Source organism: Pontixanthobacter luteolus (assembly GCF_947494915.1).
Lineage (GTDB): Bacteria > Pseudomonadota > Alphaproteobacteria > Sphingomonadales > Sphingomonadaceae > Pontixanthobacter > Pontixanthobacter luteolus.
The window spans coordinates 211,082-235,616 of record NZ_CANLWR010000001.1; the positions used below are offsets into that span (position 1 = coordinate 211,082).

The 24,535-nt window shown below is 59.0% G+C and carries 34 protein-coding genes; 10 read left to right on the plus strand and 24 right to left on the minus strand.

Going from position 1 to position 24,535, the window contains the following annotated elements:
• Positions 1-3: 3 nt before the first annotated feature.
• The 13 genes from PO778_RS00950 to PO778_RS01010 form a co-directional block, all read right to left on the minus strand.
• Positions 4-744 carry a VirB8 family type IV secretion system protein gene (locus PO778_RS00950; protein WP_271438290.1) on the minus strand — a complete coding sequence of 247 codons (741 nt, stop codon included), beginning with the start codon at positions 742-744 and terminating at the stop codon, positions 4-6.
• Positions 741-1,946 carry a type IV secretion system protein gene (locus PO778_RS00955; protein ID WP_271438291.1) on the minus strand — a complete coding sequence of 402 codons (1,206 nt, stop codon included), beginning with the start codon at positions 1,944-1,946 and terminating at the stop codon, positions 741-743. Before PO778_RS00955 ends, PO778_RS00950 begins: the two co-directional genes overlap by 4 nt.
• A complete protein-coding gene (locus tag PO778_RS00960; protein WP_271438292.1) occupies positions 1,946-4,321 on the minus strand; it encodes a VirB4 family type IV secretion/conjugal transfer ATPase in 2,376 nt (791 codons plus the stop codon). Before PO778_RS00960 ends, PO778_RS00955 begins: the two co-directional genes overlap by 1 nt.
• Positions 4,300-4,587, minus strand: coding sequence for a VirB3 family type IV secretion system protein (locus tag PO778_RS00965; RefSeq protein ID WP_160729254.1), 288 nt, complete (start codon positions 4,585-4,587; stop codon positions 4,300-4,302). Before PO778_RS00965 ends, PO778_RS00960 begins: the two co-directional genes overlap by 22 nt.
• Positions 4,588-4,736: 149 nt before the next feature.
• Positions 4,737-5,522, minus strand: a complete 786-nt coding sequence (locus PO778_RS00970; protein WP_160729255.1) for an NUDIX hydrolase — start codon at positions 5,520-5,522, stop codon at positions 4,737-4,739.
• Positions 5,523-5,843: 321 nt separating this feature from the next.
• Positions 5,844-6,173: a Grx4 family monothiol glutaredoxin gene (gene grxD, locus PO778_RS00975; RefSeq protein ID WP_160729256.1), complete on the minus strand. Its 330-nt coding sequence runs from the start codon at positions 6,171-6,173 to the stop codon at positions 5,844-5,846.
• A 29-nt stretch (positions 6,174-6,202) separates the two neighbouring features.
• Positions 6,203-6,439 carry a BolA/IbaG family iron-sulfur metabolism protein gene (locus PO778_RS00980; RefSeq protein ID WP_160729257.1) on the minus strand — a complete coding sequence of 79 codons (237 nt, stop codon included), beginning with the start codon at positions 6,437-6,439 and terminating at the stop codon, positions 6,203-6,205.
• Positions 6,440-6,443: 4 nt separating this feature from the next.
• On the minus strand, positions 6,444-6,767 hold the full coding sequence (locus PO778_RS00985) for a DUF1476 domain-containing protein (protein WP_160729258.1): 324 nt from the start codon (positions 6,765-6,767) through the stop codon (positions 6,444-6,446).
• A 72-nt stretch (positions 6,768-6,839) separates the two neighbouring features.
• On the minus strand, positions 6,840-7,841 hold the full coding sequence (locus tag PO778_RS00990; RefSeq protein WP_271438293.1) for an NADPH:quinone oxidoreductase family protein: 1,002 nt from the start codon (positions 7,839-7,841) through the stop codon (positions 6,840-6,842).
• Positions 7,838-8,440, minus strand: coding sequence for a 3-isopropylmalate dehydratase small subunit (leuD, locus tag PO778_RS00995; protein WP_271438294.1), 603 nt, complete (start codon positions 8,438-8,440; stop codon positions 7,838-7,840). Before leuD ends, PO778_RS00990 begins: the two co-directional genes overlap by 4 nt.
• Complete coding sequence (locus tag PO778_RS01000; RefSeq protein ID WP_160729261.1) at positions 8,440-8,607, minus strand: isopropylmalate isomerase; 168 nt, start codon at positions 8,605-8,607, stop codon at positions 8,440-8,442. Before PO778_RS01000 ends, leuD begins: the two co-directional genes overlap by 1 nt.
• A 46-nt stretch (positions 8,608-8,653) precedes the next feature.
• On the minus strand, positions 8,654-10,087 hold the full coding sequence (gene leuC, locus PO778_RS01005) for a 3-isopropylmalate dehydratase large subunit (protein ID WP_271438295.1): 1,434 nt from the start codon (positions 10,085-10,087) through the stop codon (positions 8,654-8,656).
• 73 nt (positions 10,088-10,160) lie between these two features.
• Positions 10,161-10,622 (minus strand): hypothetical protein, encoded by a 462-nt coding sequence (locus PO778_RS01010; RefSeq protein ID WP_160729263.1) that lies wholly within the window; start codon positions 10,620-10,622, stop codon positions 10,161-10,163.
• Positions 10,623-10,839: 217 nt separating this feature from the next.
• Here PO778_RS01010 and PO778_RS01015 point away from each other — a divergent pair, with 217 nt between their 5' ends.
• Positions 10,840-11,244: an acyl-CoA thioesterase gene (locus tag PO778_RS01015; RefSeq protein WP_160729264.1), complete on the plus strand. Its 405-nt coding sequence runs from the start codon at positions 10,840-10,842 to the stop codon at positions 11,242-11,244.
• An 18-nt stretch (positions 11,245-11,262) separates the two neighbouring features.
• A complete protein-coding gene (locus tag PO778_RS01020) occupies positions 11,263-11,781 on the plus strand; it encodes a sterol desaturase family protein (protein ID WP_160729265.1) in 519 nt (172 codons plus the stop codon).
• Between the two features lie 41 nt (positions 11,782-11,822).
• On the opposite strand, the gene PO778_RS01025 is transcribed toward PO778_RS01020, so the two are convergent.
• The 11 genes from PO778_RS01025 to PO778_RS01075 form a co-directional block, all read right to left on the minus strand.
• Positions 11,823-12,170 carry a YbaN family protein gene (locus PO778_RS01025; protein ID WP_271438296.1) on the minus strand — a complete coding sequence of 116 codons (348 nt, stop codon included), beginning with the start codon at positions 12,168-12,170 and terminating at the stop codon, positions 11,823-11,825.
• A gap of 1 nt (position 12,171) precedes the next feature.
• A complete protein-coding gene (locus tag PO778_RS01030) occupies positions 12,172-12,594 on the minus strand; it encodes a SufE family protein (RefSeq protein WP_271439316.1) in 423 nt (140 codons plus the stop codon).
• Positions 12,595-12,617: 23 nt separating this feature from the next.
• Complete coding sequence (locus PO778_RS01035) at positions 12,618-12,857, minus strand: hypothetical protein (protein ID WP_271438297.1); 240 nt, start codon at positions 12,855-12,857, stop codon at positions 12,618-12,620.
• Positions 12,858-12,896: 39 nt separating this feature from the next.
• Entirely contained in the window at positions 12,897-13,160 is a 264-nt protein-coding gene (locus tag PO778_RS01040) for a hypothetical protein (protein ID WP_271438298.1), read from the minus strand.
• Positions 13,160-13,459, minus strand: a complete 300-nt coding sequence (locus tag PO778_RS01045) for a hypothetical protein (protein WP_271438299.1) — start codon at positions 13,457-13,459, stop codon at positions 13,160-13,162. The genes PO778_RS01040 and PO778_RS01045 overlap by 1 nt, the downstream gene beginning before the upstream one ends.
• A complete protein-coding gene (locus PO778_RS01050) occupies positions 13,459-13,839 on the minus strand; it encodes a hypothetical protein (protein ID WP_271438300.1) in 381 nt (126 codons plus the stop codon). The genes PO778_RS01045 and PO778_RS01050 overlap by 1 nt, the downstream gene beginning before the upstream one ends.
• Positions 13,839-14,153 (minus strand): hypothetical protein, encoded by a 315-nt coding sequence (locus tag PO778_RS01055; RefSeq protein WP_271438301.1) that lies wholly within the window; start codon positions 14,151-14,153, stop codon positions 13,839-13,841. The genes PO778_RS01050 and PO778_RS01055 overlap by 1 nt, the downstream gene beginning before the upstream one ends.
• A 25-nt stretch (positions 14,154-14,178) precedes the next feature.
• Entirely contained in the window at positions 14,179-14,556 is a 378-nt protein-coding gene (gene pspC / locus PO778_RS01060) for an envelope stress response membrane protein PspC (protein WP_271438302.1), read from the minus strand.
• A complete protein-coding gene (gene pspB / locus PO778_RS01065; protein WP_271438303.1) occupies positions 14,556-14,849 on the minus strand; it encodes an envelope stress response membrane protein PspB in 294 nt (97 codons plus the stop codon). Before pspB ends, pspC begins: the two co-directional genes overlap by 1 nt.
• A gap of 4 nt (positions 14,850-14,853) precedes the next feature.
• Positions 14,854-15,660 (minus strand): phage shock protein PspA, encoded by an 807-nt coding sequence (gene pspA / locus PO778_RS01070; RefSeq protein ID WP_438944385.1) that lies wholly within the window; start codon positions 15,658-15,660, stop codon positions 14,854-14,856.
• Positions 15,661-15,767: 107 nt separating this feature from the next.
• A complete protein-coding gene (locus PO778_RS01075; protein ID WP_202391566.1) occupies positions 15,768-15,920 on the minus strand; it encodes a hypothetical protein in 153 nt (50 codons plus the stop codon).
• Positions 15,921-16,076: 156 nt separating this feature from the next.
• On the opposite strand from PO778_RS01075, the gene pspF reads away from it, so the two are divergent.
• The 8 genes from pspF (at position 16,077) to PO778_RS01115 (ending at position 24,533) form a co-directional block, all read left to right on the plus strand.
• Entirely contained in the window at positions 16,077-17,114 is a 1,038-nt protein-coding gene (gene pspF / locus PO778_RS01080) for a phage shock protein operon transcriptional activator (RefSeq protein ID WP_271438305.1), read from the plus strand.
• Positions 17,115-17,147: 33 nt separating this feature from the next.
• Positions 17,148-18,008 carry a hypothetical protein gene (locus PO778_RS01085; RefSeq protein WP_271438306.1) on the plus strand — a complete coding sequence of 287 codons (861 nt, stop codon included), beginning with the start codon at positions 17,148-17,150 and terminating at the stop codon, positions 18,006-18,008.
• Positions 18,009-18,138: 130 nt separating this feature from the next.
• Entirely contained in the window at positions 18,139-18,705 is a 567-nt protein-coding gene (gene rimP / locus PO778_RS01090) for a ribosome maturation protein RimP (RefSeq protein WP_271438307.1), read from the plus strand.
• The gene (gene nusA, locus PO778_RS01095; RefSeq protein WP_160729276.1) at positions 18,705-20,396 is read left to right on the plus strand and encodes a transcription termination factor NusA; all 1,692 of its coding nucleotides are present in this window, start codon (positions 18,705-18,707) and stop codon (positions 20,394-20,396) included. Before rimP ends, nusA begins: the two co-directional genes overlap by 1 nt.
• Positions 20,377-21,141 (plus strand): DUF448 domain-containing protein, encoded by a 765-nt coding sequence (locus tag PO778_RS01100; protein WP_271438308.1) that lies wholly within the window; start codon positions 20,377-20,379, stop codon positions 21,139-21,141. The genes nusA and PO778_RS01100 overlap by 20 nt, the downstream gene beginning before the upstream one ends.
• A gap of 11 nt (positions 21,142-21,152) precedes the next feature.
• Positions 21,153-23,687, plus strand: a complete 2,535-nt coding sequence (gene infB, locus PO778_RS01105) for a translation initiation factor IF-2 (protein ID WP_271438309.1) — start codon at positions 21,153-21,155, stop codon at positions 23,685-23,687.
• Positions 23,688-23,754: 67 nt separating this feature from the next.
• Positions 23,755-24,123: a PaaI family thioesterase gene (locus PO778_RS01110; RefSeq protein ID WP_160729279.1), complete on the plus strand. Its 369-nt coding sequence runs from the start codon at positions 23,755-23,757 to the stop codon at positions 24,121-24,123.
• Positions 24,123-24,533, plus strand: a complete 411-nt coding sequence (locus PO778_RS01115) for a PaaI family thioesterase (RefSeq protein ID WP_271438310.1) — start codon at positions 24,123-24,125, stop codon at positions 24,531-24,533. Before PO778_RS01110 ends, PO778_RS01115 begins: the two co-directional genes overlap by 1 nt.
• The last annotated feature ends 2 nt before the right edge of the window (positions 24,534-24,535 follow it).

The window sequence follows — 24,535 nt, forward strand, 5'->3', positions numbered from 1 at the left end:
GCCTCATTCCTGCACAGCCCCCGGCTGCGCACGCAGACGTGCAGGCTGCTGCGTGACGACGGTTTCCGGCAGAGCCTCCGCATCGCGGCGGTAACGGGTCACTTGGAAGCCAAGCGGATTGATCAGCCTGTCCGCCTCGCTCATTTCTGAGTTGGAGAATTGATAATCGATCACTGCGGCCCAACGGGCGATTGGCTGGGGCTGCCCGCCGGGATCGGTGCGGGTGGTCGCAAAGCGGACAAGCGAACGGTTTGCCGCCAATGACGATACGCTGGTGATTTCGGTTCGGATGGTCCCGCCGCGCGGCATGTATGCCAGCGGGCTGGACGGATTGTTTGCCTGCATCAGATTGCTGTAGCGCTGGCGTGCGCTACCCTCGGTCCAAAGTGATACCTTGCGAAAATCATCCTGCACGCTGTCTGCGTCAAAGCTCTCGCGCGCGATCACATATTGGACCAGGAAAGATCGGGTCAGCGCGGCATCCGGGGTGATTATCTGGGCGTCCAGCGGCGCCAGCGCTTCGACATTGCCGGTCTGGCGATCGACCAGCAGTGTGTACGGCTCCACCGTCTTGAGCGGGATCAGGTAAACAAGCGCGATCGCTTCCAGCAGCGCAATCGCAGCGGCGACGGCGGCAACGATCCAGGCACGGCGGCTCGATTTTTCCAGATCGTCGGTCACACTGCGCGACCAGCTATCGTCGATTGCAAGATCGTCGATGTTCTGATGATCATAATGGTTCATTGGCTGCTATCTCGATTGCGGGCTGCCTGACTGCTGCGATGGGCGGTTCGCCGGTATGAACTTCCCAAGCGGGCGGGGCTGGTTGCAGGCGATGCTGGTTGCCCGTTGGAAGGCGCTGCGGCGGACCGTTCTGTTTCGAGAGACCGGAATTGAGCGCGGCCTGCAGTGTTGCCGTTTTCCCGGCGGACAATTGTTTCGACATGATCCGAAATGCGCTCCGCACGGCTTTGGTAGACCGTCGTGGCCGCCGCCGGACTTGCTTCAAACTGACTGGTAAAGATGTTTGCGGCCGGCGCGGCGCCTGGTAAATTCACCGATATCCAGCCGCGATTGAAGGCGACTTTCGCGAGGAGCCAGACCATCGCCAGCTGGATGACCGCGAATCCGCTGCTGATCGCCAACATTTCCATCGGCGCGGAAGGGGTCGCATAGCCCAGATTGCGAACCCTTATGGCATCAGCGAGCCACGGTTCCAGAATCGACAATTGCATCGCCAGTACGGCGGTGACCCCGATCGATCCGATCATGGCGAGAACCAGTCCGCGCAGCCACCCTGCAAAGATGCCTCTTGTCTGTTCGAACAATAGCAGCCCCGCCGCGAGCGGGGCCAAGGCCAACAGCAACGCCGCGGCGAGACGCAGTAAGCCCAGCGATGTGATTATTCCGCCAAGATAGGCGAGGCGTCCATATCCAAGGGCGGTATCATCCTGCAGCGCTGTGCCGGAAAAGCTCGCGCCCGTTTCGCTACCTTCCAAAAAAGCACCGGTGTTTCGGCCCGTGCCCAGCTCCGCGAGGCGGACCATGGCAACATCGACCTTTTGCAGGCGCTCCGCAAACTGGCTGCTGCCATCGGAAAGCGATGGGGAAACCATAGTATTGGCGATCTCTGCCGGCCCATCGAGGACTAGGTCATGCACCACTGTCCTGAATGCAGGCCACGAAAACGCCAGAGTGATAACAATCCCGATCTTGATCACGTCACCGATCACATCGCGCGCTCCGGGCGCAGGTCCGAACAGCAAACGTATCCCGAACAGCCCGACGAACAAGGTCAGCAAGCCGGCCATAAGGGTGGCTGCGACTGAGCCGGGCTGGCCCAGCGCCTGATAGCCGTAGCTGCCCAGCAATTGCGCCTGACAATCGATGTGACCGATTACCCGCAGCAGGAATTGGTCACCGGTGATGATTGCCGGACAAGCCATCAGGCTGCCTTCTCGATCAGCAAATGCATCCAGTTGGCCGGATCTGTGCCGGTTCTGGGCACCAGTTCATCGAAAATGCGCACCGTGCTTTCGCGGCCTGACAGGATGGTGAGAAGGTCCCGTTCCCCCGAGAGGTCTAGCCGCGCAACCACGCTGTCTTTGCCGTGACGGATCAGGAAACAGTGCGAGCTGTCCGGCAGTGTCCGGATCAGGTCGAATTCGTGGGGGCTAAGGCCAAATCCGTGAATATAATCCTCGGCGCGCGCTTTCGGATTAATCATGAAAATCTGCGTCGCAGCCTGTTCGATGATCGCACTGGCAATCTTGCTTTCCAGTGCATCCTGCGCGCTTTGCGTGGCGAAGCCCACGATCCCGTTGCGTTTACGGATCGTCTTTTCCCAGTCCTTGATGCGGCGCACGAAAACCTCGTCGTCCAGTGCCTTCCAGCCTTCGTCGACGACGATGATCGTCGGTAAACCATCAAGCCGTTCTTCAACGCGGTGGAAGAAATAGGCCATGGCGGGTGTTCGGGCGACCGGATCATCCAGGATCGCAGTCATGTCGAACCCGACTGTTTCGGCGGTCAGGTCGGTGTTGTCTCGTGCATTGTCGAACAACCAGGCGCGTTCCCCGTCGCCCCACCATGGCCGCAGCCGCGAATACAGATCGCCCGATTTTGGCCGGTCGGACCCGCGGAACAGTTCGGCAAGGTGACGCAGCCGACGTTTGGGGACAGGCTGCTGGAAATTCGTCTCGATTGCGTCGCGAACTTGCTCCAGCTCGCTGCTGTCGAGCGCACCGGCCAGCATCGAAATCCATTCGATCAGGAATTGCCGGTTTCCAGGATTGTCGGGCAGTTGGAGCGGATTCAAACCGGAAGCCGCCTCTGGCCTGAGACGGTCGTAGGTGCCGCCAATTGCGCGAATAAACAGTTCCGCACCGCGGTCCTTGTCGAAGAAGATGGTGCGCGGTTTGAACTTGCGCGCCTGTGCCAGCAGAAAATTGAGCACTACGGTCTTGCCCGAACCGGATGGGCCGATAATCGTGAAATTCCCCAGATCGTTCTGGTGAAAATTGAAGAAATACGGTCCAGCGGCGGTCGTCTCAAATAGCGAGACCGCTTCGCCCCAGTGATTGCCATGCAACCGCCCGACGGGGAAGTTGTGGAGACTGGCGAGCCCCGCAAAATTGGTCGTCGAAACCAGGCCCTTGCGCGCGAGATACTTGAAATTACCGGGGAATTGCGACCAAAAGGTCGGCTCCAGCGCAATATCTTCGCGCACTGCATTGATGCCCAGATCGGCCAGCATCGCGATCGCTTCAGCGACCTGGTTGTCCAGTTTTGCAAGGTCGCTGGCGTGAACGGCAATAGTGGTATGGTGTTCGCCAAACCCGGCGCGGCCGGCAGCGACTTCATCCTTGGCAACAGAGAGTTCATCGCGCAGCGAAAGCGCTTCATCTTCCGCCGACCGCATTCTCCGCAGAGCCAGATTCATGCGGCCAAGTGCCTCGCTGCGTTCCACGAATGCGAAGCTCTGGCTCACATTCAGCTCGAACGGCATCCGGTACAGTTCATCGAACATTCCAGGCATGGTCCGGCCAGGGTAATCCTTGATCGAAACAAGCGCGGTAAACTTGCGCGGCTGATCGCCGTTACGCCCAAGCTCGACCGTATCGAGCCCGAAGCTTAGTCGGCGCGAAGGGATGTGATGGCCGAGATCCCCGTGCGGAATGCCAACCGGCCGCATGTCGGAATTGAACAGATAGGACAGGAATTCGAGCGGCTCGGATCGCCGGCCATCGTCCGTTTCATACGCAGATAGCAGATGCGGATCGTATGAACCGAGCGCCGCCACCAGAGCTTCGCGGGCATTGTCCAGCGCGTGCTTCTCGATCGCGATACTGGCGGCTTTGTTGGAGGATGATCGTGCGAACCAGCTGCGCGCGCGGTCCGCCAGACCTATCTTGCCCTGCAAAGGCCGGCGTACGAGAGTCAGAAACAGTTCGTTGATATACAGCTGCTTGGAGCCGAGCCGGTTTTTCCAGCGTTTGTCGAGCCGCTGCGAAAAATCGTCGCGGTATTCCCCGTCCAGTGCCACGTCCGCGCGGCGGCGTACCACGTGATGATACAGGGCAAAGCGAGAAGTACCCACAGCCCGCAGCATCGCGTCGCGCAATTCCGCACGGTAATTCAGTTCATCGCTGTCGGCTGTTTCAAACAGCAAGCCGCCCAGCCGGATGGTTTGCATCAACAGGCCGTCGCGTGTCTCGATCGTGACGTCATCGATATGCCGTGCATAGGGAAGGTGCGCGCCGGCAGGGGCCTCGCGCGCAATAACTTTGGGGTCGCGGGTCAGGGCCGGTAGGAATTGCATCGCCACAGATCGTAGTTTTTCACGCGCGGACAATTGCGCACCTTGGTGATCCAGAGGTCGAAGAAACGTGGTTCATGGAGGCACATCAGCATCCCGATCCCGTGCAGCACCAGCGCAGCAAGCAGCACCCAGATGCTGCGAAAAACCAGAAACAGCTCAACCGCAACGATAAGATTGATGACAAAGAATGTGTAAGTCACACCGGCGAACATCTGCGGACGCGTTAACGCCACAAACAGTGTATCCTGCCGCAATCCATCACTCATCAGCGCCCCCTCTGATTAGCCGGTTCTAGGAATCTCTTGGATTCGCCCTCAAGCAACAGGGGTAGCGCGTGGCGCGCGCGGAGTCATGTGATTACTCCCTTGTGGCCATTCGCGGGACAGCTTGACCTTAAATCACGAAGGCGCGAAATCTATCCGCGCATCACATCGCCGAGCGGTTCGCCCGACACCGGATACCCGGCATCATCGGGTATGCACAGCCACTGGGTGCCGTCACGTTCTTCGGTGAAGGGCGTAATCGTCTTGACCGGATGACGCGCGCAATCAGCAGCAGCGTCACTGAAATTGGTGAATTGGGCCAGCCGTTCAAGGTTGCGTCTGGTGGGGTAAATGATGGTCAAATCGCCCGCCGCCGCCGCATCCAGCGCTCCTTGGGCAGTGATCCAGTAAAGCTTGGTATTCTCGGTTTCGTCTACCGTGATGTCGACCGCGCCGGTGCCGAGATCGGCCAGGTAGAAGCGGGTGTCGAACACACGTGGAAGCTTCTCGTTCTTGGGAAACCAGCGTGAAAACGGGACGACCTCATTCAGATCGATCTTCCAGCTCATAGCGTCGAGGACAGGGGCGAGTTCGCGTTTTTCCAGCAGCAGGTTGCGCGCGGCTTTCGCGCGTTCGGCATCGACCTCGCCATGGATGCCGATGGCAAGCCCGGTTTCCTCCAGTGTTTCCCGGATGGCTGCGACACGGTGTGCGGCCTCGTCCGGGTCAAGATCGGTGGCAAGCGTTCGGGCCAGATCGAAGTCTTCCTGGTCCACCCGGCCGCCCGGAAACACTGCGGCACCGCCGGCGAATGACATGGAACGGGATCGGGTGACCATCAGGATTTCGGGCGGCAGTCCATCAGGAGAGCGGCGAAATACCACGACTGTTGCTGCAGGGATGCCGTCTGGCGCTTCGTTCGCATTCTGATTGGTCATGTAAGTCATGTGCCGCAGACTGGGACTATTGCCAAGTGTCATGGATCGGGGCTGCACAAACGCCTGATGCAAAGTGCTTGGTTGAGTGTCGGTAGAGTTTACACGTCGCCGTCCGGCTAATCCCTGTTAACCACTGTGAGGCGCACAATCGAGGGGCTGCATGAAACTGGCACGCTCTGTGCATTATGTTCCATGTCTAAATGGTCTTCGATATGAGGCGGAACCTTCCTGGTCTCCCGGTTCGGCCTCCCCGAAAAGAAAAGGCTCCACTCGCATATCGCGGTGGAGCCTTTTTCTTTTTGCTACTGAATGGATGGATGGTCAGCTTGCCTTGGCAACGCCTTTTTCATCCATCAGTGTCTGCAATTCGCCCGCTTCGAACATTTCCATCATGATGTCGCTGCCACCGACGAATTCGCCTTTGACGTAAAGCTGGGGAATGGTCGGCCAGTCGGAATAGGATTTGATACCCTGGCGGATTTCCATGTCCTGCAGCACATCAACGCTTTCATATCCCACGCCGCAATGATCGAGAATCGCGATGGCACGACTGGAGAAGCCGCATTGCGGGAAGAGCGGGGTGCCCTTCATAAACAAGACGACATCGTTTTCGCCTACGACTTTGGAAATGCGATCGTTGGTTTCAGACATATTTCTACTTCCGGGTAATTCTTATCTGGTCAGGAGGTGGGAACGACCGTCGTCAGTTGCAAGGCGTGCAGGACGCCGCCCATTTTTCCGTCGAGCGCTTCGTAGACCAGTTTGTGCTGCTGGACGCGGCTCTTGCCGGCGAACTGCGGTGCGGTGACCTTGGCTGCCCAGTGATCACCATCCCCGGCCAGATCGGTCATTACGACCTCTGCGCCGGGGAGGGCGGATTTGATCATCGTTTCGATTTCGGTGCCGGACATCGGCATCGGATCAGGACTCGCCCATCAATTGGCGGCGAGCCTCGACAGATTTTTGCTCGAGCGCAGTGCGAACACCGCTTTCATCGATGTCGACACCAGCAGCGGTCAGATCGCCCAGCAGCTTGCGGATCACGTCCTCGTCGCCGGCTTCTTCGAAATCGGCCTGAACCACGGCTTTCGCATAGGCTTCGGTTTCTTCGCTGGTCAGTTCCATCTTTTCCGCAGCCCAATGGCCGAGCAGACGGTTGCGGCGTGCAGCGATCTTGAATGCGTTTTCTTCATCGAAAGCGTATTTCGCTTCTTCGCCTTTTTCGCGGTCTTTGAAATCGGTCATAAGTCCCTCTTAAATCGTTACCTATGGCAGATAGGCATGGAGGTCAGTCGCGGCAAGCCGCGAAATCCCGGATCAGCTATCCATGGTGACGACCAGCTTCCCGATTGCTCCGCGGTTTTCCAGCTTCGAGATCGCTTCGTGGGCGCGTTCCAGCGGATAGGTTTCGCTGATCAGCGGGCTGATCTTGCCTTCTTTCCAAAGGCGGAACAGTTCTGCGATGTTGGCTTCGTTCTTGCGCGGTTCGCGCATTGTGAAAGCGCCCCAGAAGACGCCGCGAATATCGCAGCTTTTCAGCAGAGTGAGGTTCAGCGGCATCTTGGCGATACCAGCAGGGAACCCGACCACAAGAAAGCGGCCTTCCCATGCGATTGCGCGCAATGCAGGTTCCGAATAATCGCCGCCGACAATGTCGTAAACAATATCGGCACCGTCGGGCCCGACCGCATCCTTGAACGCTTTCGCCAGCGCCTTCGACGTATCCTTGTCGAACGGAGCGCGCGGGTAGATCACGACCTCGTCCGCGCCTGCCTTGCGGGCAACCTCGCCCTTTTCCTCGCTGGAAACCGCAGCGACTACGCGCGCGCCGTAGGCCTTGCCCAGCTCAACCGCGGACAGGCCGACACCGCCAGCAGCGCCAAGCACAAGCATGGTGTCACCCGGCTTGATATCACCCCGGTCCTTCAGCCCGTGAATGGTTGTACCGTAAGTCATCAGCAGCGCGCTGGCTTCGGGCAGGTCAACGAAGTCAGGCACAGCGAACAATTTGTTCGCCGGTGCAACGACCATTTCCTGCAAGCCGCCATTGCCGATCCCGGCGAGAACCTTGTCACCGACTTTCCAGCCTTCGACGCCTTCGCCAAGTGCTGCAACCGTGCCGGAGATTTCACCGCCTGGTGCGAACGGGCGGGGTGGTTTGAACTGGTACATGTCGCGGATGATCAGCGTGTCGGGGAAATTGATCGCACAGGCGGCAACCTTGATCAGGACTTCGCCCTTGCCCGGTGTTGGCGCATCAATTTCTTCGACGACCAGAGTTTCCGGCCCGCCTACTTCTTTCGATAACAGTGTTTTCATGCGGCAATCTCCGTCCCTTTTGCGAGCCACGGCATCGTTTGTGCCTGGTTCTTTTCATATTGCGAAATCGCATCGCTGCGTTCGAGTGTCAGGCCGACTTCATCGAGCCCTTTGCTTAGGCAATCCTTGCGAAACGGATCGACTTCAAAGGTGAAGCGATCCTGGAACGGAGTCGTGACAGTCTGGCTTTCAAGATCGACGGAAATCGGATCGGTCTTCGCGACTTCCATCAGCCGGTCGATCTGCTCCTGCGGCAATTCAACCGTGAGGATGCCGTTCTTGAAGGCGTTGCCTGAGAAAATATCGGAAAAACTAGGCGCGATCACAGCTGTCACGCCCATGTCGAGCAGTGCCCAGGCGGCATGTTCGCGGCTGGATCCGCAACCAAAATTGTCACCTGCGATCAGTATTGGGGCGCCTTGATATTCCGGGTCGTCGAACACGTTGCCGGGCTGGGCGCGAACGGTTTCGAATGCGCCCTGCGCCAGCCCGTCGCGGCTGATGGTTTTTAGCCAAGCAGCGGGAATGATAACATCGGTATCGACGTTCTTCGCGCCGTAAGGAATGGCCCGCCCTTCGATCGAGGAAACAGGATCCATCAATCGGTTTCCGGTTTTTCGCCCGAAGGGATTGTGCCGGGTTGCTCGGCCTTCTTTTCCTTGCGCTTGGATGCGTAAAGCAAGGCGGCGGCAACTGCTGCTGAACCAATGGCGGCGGCACCGAGTGCGGCTTTCCCGCCGAGCGATTTTGGAAGTTTCTTGGTCATGACTTTTCAATGGTGAAGCAAGCGCGGCGTGGCAAGGGCATTCGGCTCATTTCACCAGTTCCCTGACATCAGTCAGCTTGCCTGTAACCGCCGCGGCGGCGGCCATTGCCGGGCTCATCAAATGGGTGCGCGCGCCCGGACCTTGCCGGCCCACGAAATTGCGATTGCTGGTGGAGGCGCAGCGTTCCCCGGCGGGCACCTTGTCCGGGTTCATGCCGAGACAGGCAGAACAGCCGGGTTCGCGCCATTCGAGGCCCGCTTCGATGAAGATCTTGTCCAGCCCTTCCGCTTCTGCGTGCTGCTTCACCAGGCCGGAACCCGGCACGACAATCGCCCACTTTACGTTGGCTGCAATCTTGCGCCCGCGCAGAACATCCGCCGCTGCGCGCAGGTCTTCGATCCGGCTGTTTGTACAACTGCCGATAAAGACATTCTGGACTTCGACATCGGACAGTTTCTGGCCCGGTTCGAGGCCCATATAAGACAGGCTCTTGCGGGCGGCTTCCTGCTTGTTCGGGTCTGCGAAACTCATCGGATCCGGAACGCTGCCGCCGATTGCAGAGGTGTCTTCCGGGCTAGTGCCCCAGGTCACGGTGGGCTCCACATCTGCGGCATCAATCGTTACTGACTTGTCGAACACCGCACCATCATCGGTATGTAGGCCGCGCCACCATTCAACCGCCTTGTCCCAATCCTCGCCTGTGGGGGAAAGCGGACGGCCTTTGAAATAGGCGAATGTCGTTTCGTCAGGTGCGATGAGACCGGCCCGGGCGCCGCCTTCGATCGACATGTTGCATACCGTCAGGCGGCTTTCCACGCTCATGCGCTCGAACACTTCGCCGCGATACTCGATCACATGTCCGGTGCCGCCGGCAGTGCCGATAACACCGATGATATGGAGGATCAGGTCTTTGGAGGTTACACCCGGCCCCAATTCGCCGTTCACGCGGACTTCCATCGTCTTCGACTGTTTCAGCAGCAGCGTCTGCGTGGCGAGCACGTGCTCGACCTCGCTGGTGCCGATCCCGAAAGCGAGCGCGCCAACGCCGCCATGCGCCGCGGTATGGCTGTCACCGCAAACGATCGTCGATCCGGGCAGAGAAAACCCTTGCTCGGGTCCGACAACATGGACGATTCCCTGTTCGGCAGCGGTCGCGCCGATATAGCGAATACCGAAAGATGGCGCGTTTGTTTCAAGCGCCTCCAGCTGCGCTGCGCTTTGTGGGTCAGCAATCGGGATCCGGTTGCCCGCAGCATCGACGCGCGGGGTCGTGGGGAGGTTGTGATCGGGCACTGCAAGCGTCAGGTCAGGCCTGCGGACCGTGCGGCCCGCAAGGCGCAATGCCTCGAATGCCTGCGGACTGGTGACCTCGTGAACGAGGTGGCGATCGATGAAGATCAGGCTGGTCCCGTCGTCGCGGGTTTCCACGACATGGGCATCCCAAATCTTTTCATACAAGGTGCGGGGGCGACTGGCCATGACTTGCGCCTAGGCTGGCCGCCCCCGCCGGGCAAGAGAGGAAAACTTGACCCCTCTCAATGGATATCAGCGGTCAGTACCGGCTGCGATATGATCGGCGCTGGTCGTAACGGGCGCTACGATTGTATTGTGCGCGGTTCAATGCATCATATGCCTGTTCGATCCGCCAATTGAGTGCGCTGCGATCCTGCCGCGAAAGGCCATTGCGTGCGAAAGCGGCGTATGCACGTTCAACTGAGTGGATCCGTGCGCGGACGCTGCGGGTTTCTGCGCGAGTGAGTTCGCCGCTGCGACGAGCCTGCCGGAAATCTTGCCTCAATGTATCGATACGGCGGTCGATACGGTTGGCCTTCCGGTTGTACCTCTGACGGTCATACCCTTGGCGGTCGTATCCGCGATAGGAGCGGGCATCGGAATATGTGGTCTGCTGGTGCTGCGACCATCCGTTTGCCGGGGCAGCATAAGCGGGTGCTGCTACACCGATTGCAAGGGCCATTGCGGCTGTTGGGGCCAATGTCTTGAGCGAGAGTGTCATGGCGGCTCCTTTCGTTTGTCTGCCATCTGTTTGTTCAGGTTTATGGCCCTGAATATGAACAATAGCGGAATGCATGATTTCAGTGTCTGTTATGATCGGAGCGGGGTGATGATGTGGATGCTGCAATAGCGGCCATTGTGTCACAGCCCGCCTTCAGAGCAGGATGTGTGTGAACATCTTCATGGAAAAGTCATCTTGTAGTGGCTAACTGACAAACATGTCAGCAGCGCCCTACACATTCCCGATCAAGATCATGCCAACCGATATCGATTTCATGGGGCACGTGAACAATGCTCGATATCTCGGATGGGTACAGGATGCCGTGCTGTCGCACTGGCGCAACATCGCGCCTGCAGATGCGGTGGCGAGCCGCGCATGGGTCGCGCTGAAGCACGAGATTACCTATCGCAAGCCGGCATTCCTTGAAGATACCGATGTGGTTGCCGAAACGGTGCTTGAGCATATCAAGGGCGCTCGGGCATTCTACAACACGGTAATCCAGCGCGGTGAAGAAGTGCTGGCTGAAATCCAGTCGAGCTGGTGTTGCATTGACGCGGAAACTCTGCGTCCGGCGCGTATCGGTGAAGAGATTTCCCGGTTCTTCTTTTCCAAGCCGGAATAAACTATATTGGCTGAGGCCATGGAATTCCTGCTCCCCATCCTGATCATAATTGCGACCGTCGCCGCGATGGAGTGGGTCGCATGGGCGAGCCACAAATACATCATGCACGGTTGGGGTTGGGGATGGCACCGCGACCATCACGAACCGCATGAAAACCTGCTGGAAAAGAACGATCTATACGGCGTGGTCGGCGCGGTCATGAGCATTTCTATGTTCGCCTTGGGCAGCGAATGGGTGCTGGGCGGTGACGCCTGGCCGCCTGCGACATGGATCGGCATCGGCATTCTGGCCTACGGTATCATTTATACATTGGTGCATGACGGTCTGGTCCATCAGCGCTATTTCAAATGGGTTCCGAAGCGGGGCTATGCCAAGCGGCTGGTTCAGGCGCACAAGCTGCATCACGCCACGATCGGGAAAGAAGGGGGCGTCAGCTTTGGCTTCCTGCTCGCTCGCGATCCGGCGAAGCTGAAGGCTGACCTCAAGAAACAGCGCGAGGCAGGAATTGCGATTGTCCGCGAGAGCGTGGGCAGCTGATCACAGGGGAGTGCCAGCCGCAAAGGTCTGGCATCGCCGCGCTATTCTGCCCGCGTCGCGATCCATGTGCCGCAAATCACCAGAACTGCGATTGATATATAGGCGTAGGGAAAGCCGAGCGAGTACCACGTAAATCCGACCCCGGCCGCCATCGCTAGTATCGCCATTGTTTTCGACTTGCGCGAAATTGCACGCCGCTCGCGCCAGTCACGCAGCTGAGTGCCCCATTGCGGGTGGTTCAAAAGGCGCTCTTCCCATTCCGGATTGCTCCGCGCGAAACAGAACGCAGCCAGCAGCAGGAACGGAACTGTCGGAACGATGGGCAGGGCAGCGCCAATCGCGCCAAGGATGACCGACAAGATTCCCGCAACAAGGAAAAAAGGCCGCATATCAGCCGGTCTCGGCCGTGCCTGATGCAATGCGGCCGGCGTGCTCCTTAACCAGGGCAATCATGTTGGGAATGCCCTGAGTGCGATTGGAACTCAGCTGATTCTTGAGGTCGAACGGGGAAAGCGCGCCGGTGATATCCATGTTCGCGATGTCGGTTGCCGGTTTGTCCTGCACCGCCGAAATGACCAGCGCGACGATACCCTTGGTTATCGCAGCATTGCTGTCTGCCAGAAAATGCAGCTGGCCGGCCTGTTCGGTCGGATAGACCCAGACGCTGGCCGAACATCCGCGGACAAGCGTTGCGTCGGTTTTCAGGGCGTCGGGCATTTCATCAAGCTCGCGGCCCAATTCGATCAACAGGCGATAGCGCTCGTCGCCTTCGAGAAATTCGTATTCTTCCTGGATGTCTTCAATTGTTCGCATTCCAGCCATTTAGTGGCTGCAGCTTACAAATCCACCCCGCTGGCAATCGCTTCCAGTTTGCGCAGGCGTTCCTTGAGGTCGGCAATTTCGATGCGGGCCGCGCCGATGCTGGAACCGCTGTCAATTTCCTGACGCGGGTGGCTCTCGCGCTCCAGCTCGCGTTCTTTCAGTGCCAGCCAACCCTGCCAACCGCGCAGAGCGATGAGGGCGACGATCACGGTGCCGATTATCACGGCGCTGGAAACTATGATCTGTTCGGTCATTTCACAATTCCTCCCACAGTGCTCCCTGCACCGCTTCGATTACTTGTCCCTGAGGTTTTCGATCTCTTGCGAGATTTCCTGTATCTTGCGGCTCTCGGTCGTATTCGCGTCAGTGGCGATCCGCTCGAGAACCTTTATCCGTTCACGCAATTCCTTGAGCTCGCTTTGGGCAACCTGATCGACCTGTTGACCGTTATCCTGGTCACCCATCGTACCGGTTTCGCGGCCGTTTTTCGCTTTCATGGCCTGGACTACGCCCCATACGGCGATGGCCACGATTGCAACGATTGCCCAGCTGCTCATCATGCTTTCTCCCGGCTGGCAGTGTGGAATTCCATGTCGGGAAGGCTGCGCAGATCCTCGATCTGTGATGCAAGATCTTGACCGCGATCGGTCGCCAGCCGTTCCAGCACGCGAACGCGCTGTTCCAGCTTTTCGATTGTCTTTGCCGAAGCCGACGGGCCCGCATCGCTGCGCTCTCGCTCGATCGCTTCCTTGCGTTCCTTGTAGGCGATCTGGCGCTTGTGCATCGATGATCCGAAACCAAGCGATATGATTGTCACGATCAGGATAAAACCGAATATGATGGCCAGTTCGCCCATTAGCCGTGCACCTCTGCCTTGCGGTCGGTCAGCGGCACACCGGCACCTGAGTTGCTCTCGTCGCGCAGGCGTTCGATTTCGTTGCTGACGCTAAATCCGCTGTCGGTCACGATCCGCTCAACATTCGCGAGGCGATCTTTTACCGAGCTCAGTTCAGCGCGCATTTCGGCGTTTTCCTGAGTCAGCAGGGTAACGCGCTGTGCGGTTTGGCCGTCAGTGCTGGGCTTGAGAGACTGGCCCCACATGCCTTCGAGCGGGTAGCCATGCTTGATCTTGAGCTTGGTCGTGTGGATCCACCCGGCCACACCGGCAGCGCCGATAGCGAGGGCTGCGCCGATGATCCAGGGCAGGTGGGGGACTACGGTGGCTTCAGCTAGCATCAGACGTTTTCCTTCTTTGAAATGTTCAGCGGCGTGCCGCGATCGCTGGCCTCCACTTCGCGCTGGTCGCGCAGGGCCTCGATCTGCGTGGCAATATCATAGCCGCGGTCGGTAATGATGCGTTCGAGTACCTGGACGCGCTGTTCCAGTTCGGCGACGTGGCTGACATATTGTGCAGCCTTTTCAGAGCTGGCCTCGGCAGTGGCGCTGATGCGCTTTTCCTCCAGCTTCTTCTGTTTCGATATCCAGACAATTCCGAGAATCATCAGGAATGGCGCTGATACCGCCACAAGCCCTGTAAGATCACCGATCATCGTATTTCCCCTCAAGAATTCAGTGTTAGCGCAAGCGCTCGATTTCAGCGTTCAGGCGCGGATTGCTGGAAACGTAGTATGTTTCCACATCGGCCAGGCGGCGGTCGATATCGCGCATCCGGCTGCGAATTTCGCGGGCGGTGCGCTGCGGGCTCTGACGAACACGCTGCCAGTACTTCTGCTCTTCCTTGTCGACATAAAGGTGCGAGGGCTTCTTGTTCAGCAGCAGGCCCGCAATGAAGTAGAACGGTACGGTCGAACCGCCGGTCATGAAGGTCAGCATCAGGACGCCAAGGCGGATCCACAGAGCATTGACCCCGGTGTAGTCGGCAATGCCGGAACACACACCCATGAGCTTCGCATTCTGCTTGTCGCGGTACAGTGTGGTGCGTTCGCTGGTCATTACTGTGCTCCCTTCTTCTCGGCGAGCAGACGGTCCAGCTCGCGCAGTTTCTCATTGTCGATTTCGCGGTCATGCATCAGGCGTGGGCGCTCGAAATCGGGGTTGTCGGTTGCGACCAGGCGTTCCACCGTGTCCATCCGTTCATCCAGACGCTTGGCCAGCTGGTAAAGGTCTTCCAGCAGTTCCTCGTCGTCGGTGGTGATCGTCGCGGCGGTTTTCCACTTGGTGATGTAGTGCAGGATGATCCACGGCAGGCCGATGAAAATGGCCGGTATGATGATGATCTCTTCCATTTGATCAGTCCTTCTTGTCTTCTGCGCCGCTTTTACCGAGCGCGCGTTTCATTTCTTCCAGTTCCTCGTCGACCTTGTCGGAGCCTTCGAGTGCAGCGATTTCGTCGGACAGCGACGGTTTGCCGCTGCTGTCAGCGATGGACAGCGCGTCGGCGCGGCCCTCTGCGTAATCCACACGGCGTTCGAGCTGGTCGAAACGTGCCAGGGCCTCGTCCGTGCGTTCTGTGCTCATCAATGTGCGCAGCTTCGCGCGGTTCTCTGCACTTTCCAGGCGCGCCGCGATGGCGGTCTGGCGGCTGCGTGCCTCGCGCAGGCGGTTCTGCAGCTTCGCGATATCCTGTTCGTAAGCGCGCAGGGCATCGTCGAGTACGGCAATTTCTGCCTTGAGCTGTTCCGACATGTCGGACGCTTTCTTCTTTTCGACCAGTGCGGCACGGGCCAGATCTTCGCGATCTTTCGACAGCGCCAGCTGCGCTTTCTCGCCCCAGTCGGCCTGCAGGCGGTCCAGCTTGACGGTGTGCCGGTGCATTTCTTTCTGATCGGCGATTGTGCGGGCCGCGCTGGCACGCACTTCGACCAGTGTTTCCTCCATCTCGAGGATGATCATGCGGATCATCTTGGACGGGTCGTCCGCCTTGTCGAGCATGTCGGTGAAATTGGCGGCAATGATATCACGGGTGCGACTGAATATTCCCATCAAGGGTACTCCGGAGTTAAACAGGTCGGAGCGACCGCCCTGCTGATGTGAAGATTGTGTTGGTGTAGGACTCTGGCGGAGGCGTTCAACCTCGGCTTCAAAGCGCGACACGATATTGCGGGCCGGGGCGGACTTGCCGTCGGGGGATAGGGGGGACAGTCGGCCGTCCCGCTCCAGCCCTAGAGGGTCCCGATCACTCGGGTTATTGTTGGAAGGCTTGTTCATGCCAGCTCAACTGTTTCGCATTGCATGGCAGAGGCGTAAGCCGGGCTCACCTGCATCTGCGAGCTCAGTGCGACAAAGGCGCACATCGCTGCAACGCTGGCAATCGCGGCCTGGCCCAGTTTTGTCTGGAGAAAGCTGCGGTCAAACATGGCTTGGTTCCTTCCGAATTGGTTATGTTCATGTAGTAGCAAGGGGTGTGCCAAACTTGAATTAATTAGCAAAACCAATAACTTGCCCTTCGGGCCGGAAATAGGCGGTTGGCGCCTATTGCCAACATGTGGGATTTTTCACTATAGGTTGGGGTGATGGAGCAGAAGAACCAGTTTATTGGCCAGTCTGGCGCGTTTCTCGATGCGGTCGAGCGGGCCAGCCGCGCTGCGCCGATGCGCCGACCCGTACTGGTGGTGGGGGAGCGCGGTACCGGCAAGGAACTGATTGCCGAACGTCTCCACCGCCTGTCCGAACGTTGGGGCGAGCCGCTGGTTACAATGAACTGTGCAGCTTTGCCCGAAACGCTGATCGAGGCCGAATTGTTCGGACACGAAGCCGGTGCATTCACAGGTGCTACCAAAGCCCGCGCGGGAAGGTTTGAAGAAGCCGACAAAGGCACGCTATTCCTCGACGAACTGGGCACTTTGTCGATGGCTGCACAAGAGCGCCTGCTGAGGGCTGTCGAATATGGCGAGGTGAATCGCATCGGTTCTTCCCGCCCCATCAATGTCGATGTGCGGATTGTCGCGGCGACCAACGAAAACCTGCCGCGCGCTGCGGAAGAGGGCACTTTTCGCTCCGACTTGCTCGACCGTCTCAGTTTCGAGGTTATTACTTTGCCGCCGCTGCGGGTGCGGGATGGCGATATCGAGGTGCTTACAGACTATTTCGGGCGGCGGATGGCTGCAGAGATCGGCTGGGACGGCTGGCCGGGCTTTGCCGATCACGTGATGCAGCAGCTTGACGAATATGCCTGGCCGGGCAACGTGCGCGAACTTCGAAATGTCGTGGAGCGGGCAATCTACCGCTGGGACAATTGGCACGAGCCGATCGCGCATATTCAGTTCGACCCGTTCGATTCGCCCTGGCAGCCCGCCGGCGAACCCTCGAGCCGGTCGGCCGCGCCTGCGACCGCCAAAAGCGCAGAGCAGGCAGCCCCGGCGCAGAATCCGGCAGCAGATCTTGAAAATGTCGACGATCTGCGCGCTGCGGTGGATGATCATGAACGCAAGATCGTGCAGCACGCTTTGGGCAAACATCGCTGGAACCAGCGGCAGACTGCCAAGGCGCTGGGCCTTACATATGACCAACTGCGCCATTGCATCAAAAAGCACGGCTTGGCAGAAGACTGATACATCGCCGTTCCGGTGAAAACGGGAAATTCCATGACCAAGTTCTCTCTCCTGCTGTTGGTTGCAGCGCTGGCGGCACCAGGCGCTGCAAACGCGCAGCCTTTCGATTTGCCCGAGGGTGTAGGGGTGGAGGAGCAGGCGACTCCGCAGCAGGAGGCGGCCAACCAGAGGGCCAGTGAACTGGGTTTGCAGATTTACCTGCATGACCAGGCGGCATGGCATGGCACCGACTGGGTCCGCGCCCGTCTCGATTTCGCCGATCACCCGGAAATCAAAGGGTATGTCACAGAGGAATTGGCCAGCGGTAATATCGGCCTTGTCTACTATACCGAACTTGACGGGGCACTATACGAGTTTGCCCGGCTGGAGATGGCTGGCAGCAAGGTCGTTTCCGGCGCAATTATGCAAATGCCGCAAGATCAACCGCTTTCCCGTGATCTGCAGCGTCAGGTCGAGGCGAGACAGGCTGCGCTTGAACAAGGTGCAAAAGAGCAATTGCAGCTTTGTACCAGCGGGGCCGTGAACACGGTTCTTTTGCCGCCAAGCGAGACTGGTGAGATACCGGTCTACCTGCTTTCAGCGCCGGTTGAACCTGGCCGCTTTCCGCTAGGCGGCCATTATCTGTTCAATGTCGATGCAGACGGCAAAGTCGTCTCCGGGCGCGCATTCATGCACAGCTGCACCGATGTGCCGGTAATCAATCGGCACGTCATCAATGGACCGGAAAATTACACCACCGCGCATCTGCTCGACGATCACCCGAACGAGATACTTCATTATGTTGCACGCAACATGAACCTGCCGCTGGTTATCGGAACCGGGAACGTACTTTGGACGCTAGACTACCGTGACAGCGCAGGCGGTGATCAGGATGAAGCCGGGGGCGGCGAATAAAGTTGCATTCGGGCAAAACAGTGCCTATCTGACCCCCATCCCGACATTGTGACTGCAAAGTGGGGCTGGCGCCGGAAGGGGCCGGCGCTAAACGGCTTTGTCATTTTCAATGCCAATCTTAGGAGACCGAATGGCCGATCTGGCACGCCTGACAGATGTAATCAAACCCGAAGCGAAAGCACTCGGCTTTGATCTTGTGCGCGTGAAAATGGTCGCTTCGGAAGCCGGTGACGGCGAACGTGCCCTGCAGATCATGGCCGAAGATCCCGCCACCGGGCAATTGGTCATCGACCAATGTGCCGCGCTGTCGCGGGCGGTTTCGGAAAAGATCGACGCGCTAGAGGAGCAAGGCCAGACGCTGATTGAAGGTACTTACCACCTAGAAGTCAGCTCGCCCGGTATCGATCGTCCGCTCACCCGGCCCAAGGATTTTTCCAACTGGGCGGGTCACGAGGCGAAGATCGCTCTGGTGGAGAAGGTCGGCAAGCATCGTAACCTGCGCGGCGAATTGCTGGGTATCGAAGGCGATGTAGTCGCGATCGCGGATAAGAATGCGGGGCGGGTAGACGTTCCGCTGGCAAACATTCATGCGGCAAAGCTCATTCTCACCGATGCGCTGATCGCAGCAACCCAACCTCTCGTCACCGATGGTGCCGAGGATATTGTAGAAGACGAAGAAGAGAAGGCTGACGACTGATGGCCAGTGCAATTTCCGCCAACAAGGCAGAGCTGCTAGCGATTGCAAACGCAGTTGCTTCGGAAAAGATGATCGACAAGTCGATCGTTATCGAAGCGATGGAAGAAGCGATCCAGAAAAGCGCGCGTAACCGCTACGGTGCAGAAAACGACATCCGCGCCAAACTCGATCCGCAAACCGGCGATCTGCGTCTGTGGCGTGTCGTCGAAGTCGTCGAAGAGGTCGAAGATTATTTCAAGCAGGTCGATCTTAAGGCCGCGCAGAAGCTCGACCCCGATGCCAAGCTGGGCGACTTCATCGTCGATCCGCTGCCTCCGGTCGATCTGGGCCGCATCGATGCGCAGTCCGCAAAGCAGGTGATCTTCCAGAAGGTCCGCGATGCAGAGCGTGAACGTCAGTACGAAGAATTCAAGGATCGCGCAGGCGAAGTCATTACCGGCGTGATCAAGTCGGTCGAGTTCGGCCATGTGATCGTAAACCTCGGCCGCGCCGAAGGCGTTATCCGCCGTGATCAGCAGATCCCGCGTGAGGCGGCCCGTGTCGGCGAACGCGTTCGCGCTCTGATTACCAAGGTCGAGCGTAACAACCGTGGGCCGCAGATTTTCCTCAGCCGTGCGCATCCGGACTTCATGAAGAAGCTGTTTGCGCAGGAAGTGCCCGAAATTTACGATGGCATCATTGAAATCAAGGCTGCTGCCCGCGACCCGGGTTCGCGCGCCAAGATCGGCGTGATCAGCCACGACAGCAGTATCGATCCGGTCGGTGCCTGCGTCGGTATGAAGGGTAGCCGCGTTCAGGCCGTCGTGCAGGAACTGCAGGGCGAAAAGATCGACATCATTCCGTGGTCGGAAGACATCGCGACGTTCGTCGTCAACGGCCTCCAGCCTGCGACTGTCGCCCGCGTTGTGCTCGATGAGGACGAAGGCCGCATCGAAGTTGTCGTTCCTGACGACCAGCTCAGCCTAGCCATTGGTCGCCGCGGCCAGAACGTCCGCCTCGCCAGTCAGTTGACCGGTCACCAGATCGACATCATGACCGAGGAAGAGGCGAGCGAAAAACGTCAGAAGGAATTCGCCGAACGTTCCAAGATGTTCGAAGAAGAGCTGGACGTCGATGAAACGCTGTCGCAGCTTCTGGTTGCAGAAGGCTTCGCCGAACTCGAAGAAGTTGCCTACGTCGAACTGGACGAGCTGGCAGCGATCGAAGGCTTCGACGAAGAGCTCGCAGAAGAACTTCAGAGCCGTGCGACCGAAGCGCTTGAGCGCCACGAAGAGGCTGCCCGTGAAGAGCGCCGCGAACTGGGTGTTGAAGACGATCTTGCCGAAATCCCGCACCTGACGGAAGTCATGCTGGTTACTCTGGGCAAGGCCGGGATCAAGACGCTTGATGATCTTGCGGACCTCGCAACGGACGAACTGATCGCGAAGAAGCGTGAAGCGCCCAAGCGCCGCCAGAACCCGGCAGACGGCCCGCGTATGCGCGCCGATGTCCAGAGCAAGCGTGCAGAAGACAAGGGCGGTGTCCTTGGTGAATTCGGCCTGAGCGAAGAGCAGGGTAACGAGATCATCATGGCAGCCCGCGCTCACTGGTTCGACGACGAACCTGATGCTGCTGTAGACGAGGCACCAGCTGCCGACGCTGCGGCCGGATCCGACCCACAGGAGGCCGCTGATGCGGACTCCACACAATGAGCGCGTAGCGTCCGACATCTCTGAAACCGCGACGGGGCGAGGTCACAAGGCTTCTGCCCCCGAACGGCGCTGTATCCTGTCGGGAGAAATCGCCCCCAAGGATACGCTGATCCGCCTCGCCATTTCGCCTGCAAGGGAAGATGGCTCCCACGATGTCTTGCCCGACCCGCTTGGCAAGGCGCCGGGGCGCGGTGCCTGGATCGGAGTGACACGGCGTGAGTTGGACGAGGCCCTGGCAAAGGGCAGGCTCCGCGGCGCACTGGCGCGCGCATTTAAAGGGACAAAGCTGAACCTGCCGGAAAACCTTTCCGACATGATCGAGGATGGGCTGACAAAACTGTTTCTTGGCCGGCTGGGTCTCGAAATGCGGGCCGGAAAGCTTATCTTGGGGTCAGACAGGATTGCCGAACAGGCACGTTCTGCCCGTATTTCCCTGCTTCTCCACGCCGCTGATGCGAGCGAGGACGGGCGCAAGAAACTGGACCAGGCATGGCGCGTTGGGCGTGATGCGGAAGGTTCGGGCGACCGTGGCATCACCTTGCCACTGGACCGCGCGGCACTGTCTGTGGCATTGGGCCGCGACAATGTCGTTCACATGGCGTTAGCCGATGACGGATCGGTCGGGAGGATCAATTCGATCCTTGCGCGCCTGATGCATTTCCTACGGGCGGAAAAGCCCTTAACGGATGACGGTGAGGTGCAGGATGCACCGCGCCGGGATGACGATTTGAGTATTGAAGGATAGAGACGAGCTATATGGCCGACGAAGACAAAAAACCGACGCGCACCCGGAAGCCGCTTGGCCTGAAGCGCCCGGTCGATGGCGGGGAAGTCAAACAGACTTTCAGCCACGGCCGGACGAACAAGGTTGCGGTCGAGGTGAAGCGGCGCCGCAAGCTCGTCAAACCCGGTGAAGAAGCTGCGGCAACGCCCGCACCTGCGCCAGCACCCGAGCCTGCGCCGGAACCGGCACCGCAGCCGGTCGCAGCCGCGCCTGCGCCCAAGAAACGGCCCGCAGCCGATGCGGAAACGCCGCAGGAACGCGTCGCGCGTCTCCAGCGCGAAGCCGAGGAAGAGCGCCTGCGTCTTGCCGAAGACGCGCGCCGCCGCGATGACGAGCAGAAGAAAAAGGCCGTAATCGAAGAGAAGCAGGCTCAGGAAGAAAACAAGAAGGCCGAAGCCGAGGCTGAGGCAGCGACTAAAAAGCAGGCCGAAGAAGAGGCCAAGCAAGCCAAGGCCGATGCCGAAGCAGAAGCCAAACCGGCTGAGCCAGCGCCTGCCCCGAAAGCAACGCCGACCCCGGCTGCTCGCAAGTTCACGCCTGTCGCGCGTCCGGAGCCAAAGCGTCCGCCGAAGAAAGAAGAGAAGCGCCCGGACAAAGCCGGTGCGACGGACAAGCGCCGTTCAGGCAAGCTGACCGTCACCAAAGCGCTGAACGAAGACGAAGGCCGCCGTGCGCGCAGCCTCGCCGCGCTGAAACGCGCGCGCGAGAAGGAGCGCCGCGAACAGGGTGGTGGTTCGAACAAGCCGCGTGAAAAGCAGGTCCGCGATGTGGTCGTGCCCGAAGCAATCACCGTTCAGGAGCTCGCTCAGCGTATGGCTGAAAAGGGCGCCGATCTGGTGAAGGAATTGTTCAATCTCGGCATGATGGTGACCGTCAACCAGACGATCGACCAGGACACTGCCGAATTGCTGGTCGAACAGTTCGGTCACAACATCAAACGGGTTTCCGAAGACGATGTCGACATCAAGGTCGAAGAAGACAAGGATCCGGAAGAAACGCTGAGGCCGCGTCCGCCGGTCGTTACGATCATGGGCCATGTCGACCACGGCAAGACCAGTCTGCTCGACGCGCTGCGCGGCACCAACGTCACGAAGGGCGAAGCCGGCGGGATCACCCAGCATATCGGTTCGTACCAGATCACAACGAAAGACAAGTCGAAGATCACTTTCCTCGACACACCGGGCCACGCTGCGTTCACGGAAATGCGCCAGCGCGGTGCAAATGTGACCGACATCGTGGTGCTGGTGGTTGCGGCGGATGACGGCATCATGCCGCAGACGATCGAAGCCATCAATCATACGAAGGCCGCTGGCGTTCCAATGATTGTCGCGATCAACAAGTGCGACAAGCCGGAAGCCAACCCGCAAAAGGTGCGCGAGCGTTTGCTTGAGCATGAAGTGATCGTGGAAGCGATGTCGGGCGATGTTCAGGATGTCGAAGTGTCGGCAACCAAGGGTACAGGACTCGATGAACTGCTCGAAAAGATTGCGCTGCAGGCTGAACTGCTGGAACTGAGAGCACGTCCGGACCGCGATGCGGAAGCAACCGTGATCGAAGCACAGCTCGACAAGGGCCGCGGCCCGGTCGCGACAGTGTTGGTCACCCGCGGCACGCTGAAGCGCGGAGACACATTCGTTGTCGGAACGCAAAGCGGCAAGGTCCGTGCAATCGTCAACGACCAGGGCAAGCAAATTAAGGAAGCCGGCCCATCAATGCCGGTCGAAGTCCTCGGTTTGGGCGGGGTACCTGGCGCAGGCGACCAGCTGACCGTGGTCGAAAACGAGCAGCGTGCCCGCGAAGTTGCCCAATACCGTCAGGAAAAGGCGACCGAAAAGCGTACAGCACTCGCTCCGACCAGCTTCGATACCATGTTCTCGAACCTGCAGAGCGATCTGGTCGAGTTCCCGGTTCTTGTGAAGGCGGACGTTCAGGGCAGCGTGGAAGCCATCAACACGGCGCTCCACAACCTCGGCAACGACCTGATCAAGGTCCGCGTCCTGCATGCAGGCGTCGGCGCGATCACGGAAAGCGACGTTACGCTGGCCGCGGCATCGAATGCCCCGATCATCGGTTTCAACGTTCGCCCCAATCCGAAGGCGCGCCAGTTGATCGAGAAGGAAAAGGTGCGGATGATGTATTACGACGTCATCTATCACCTGACCGAAGAGATCGCGAAGGAAATGGCTGGCGAACTTGGTCCGGAAAAGATCGAGAACGTCATGGGCCGTGCAGAGGTCAAGGAAGTCTTCAAGTCCGGCAAGAAGGACAAGGCGGCAGGTTTGCTCGTCACCGAAGGCGTCATCCGCAAGGGTCTCCACGCACGTCTCACCCGCGACGATGTCATCGTTTCGGCGACAACAATCGCCTCGCTCCGGCGCTTCAAGGACGATGTGGACGAAGTGCGCGCGGGTCTCGAATGCGGTGTGGTTCTGGAAGACACGAACGACATCAAGGCCGGCGATATGCTCGAAATCTTCGAAGTCGAGGAGCGTGAGCGCACGCTGTAATCGGGGCTGAAGCTTGTCGGATCAGGCACCAATCTTCACCAAACGCCGGTCCCCGTCAGCAGAGCTGATGGGGTCGGAGTTTGTGTCCTTCGATGAAGAGACAGCGACTGCGACGGTGGAATACACACCGCCGCCTTCCTTCGCTTCGCCGCGGGGCGCAGTGCAGGGCGGGCTGATCGGCGGGTTTCTGGACGAGGTGATGGGTACGGCGCTTCTCGCCGCGACCGATGGCGAACTGCTGCCTCTCAATCTTGACTGCAACATCAGTTTTTGCCGGATGGTCCCGATGGAAACCATCACCGCCAAGGGCCGTGTTGTCAGGCTGGGGCGCCGGATTGCATTTCTGGAAGGCGAGTTGTTCGACAAGCAGGGCAATTTGCTTGCCCGCGCAACGTCCACGGCAATTCCAACTCCCGTTCCCGGAGCGGAAGACTGATGGCATTCGAAGCCAAGGCATTTGCACACGCGGAATTGATGGGTGCGCAGTTCGTTTCCTTTGACCAGGAATCGCAGACAATTCTCATGAATTTCTGCGCGCCGGAAAGTTTCATCACACCTCGCGGAAGCGTGCAGGGCGGCCTCGTTGCCGGTTTCCTCGATGAAGCGATGGGCTGGGCTTACACGCACTCCACCGGCGGCACGCATTCCCCGCTGATGGTCGACGTGAATTTCTCGATCCTGCGCCCTGTTCCGCAAGGCAAGCTGGTTGCAACCGGCCGCGTAATCAAGGCAGGCAAGAGAGTGCTCTATCTGGCGGCAGAACTGATGGCACCGGACGGCACTCTGCTAGCCCGTTCTACCTCGACCTGCATCCCGACGCCCAATCCCGGTGCGAGTGCGGCCTGACC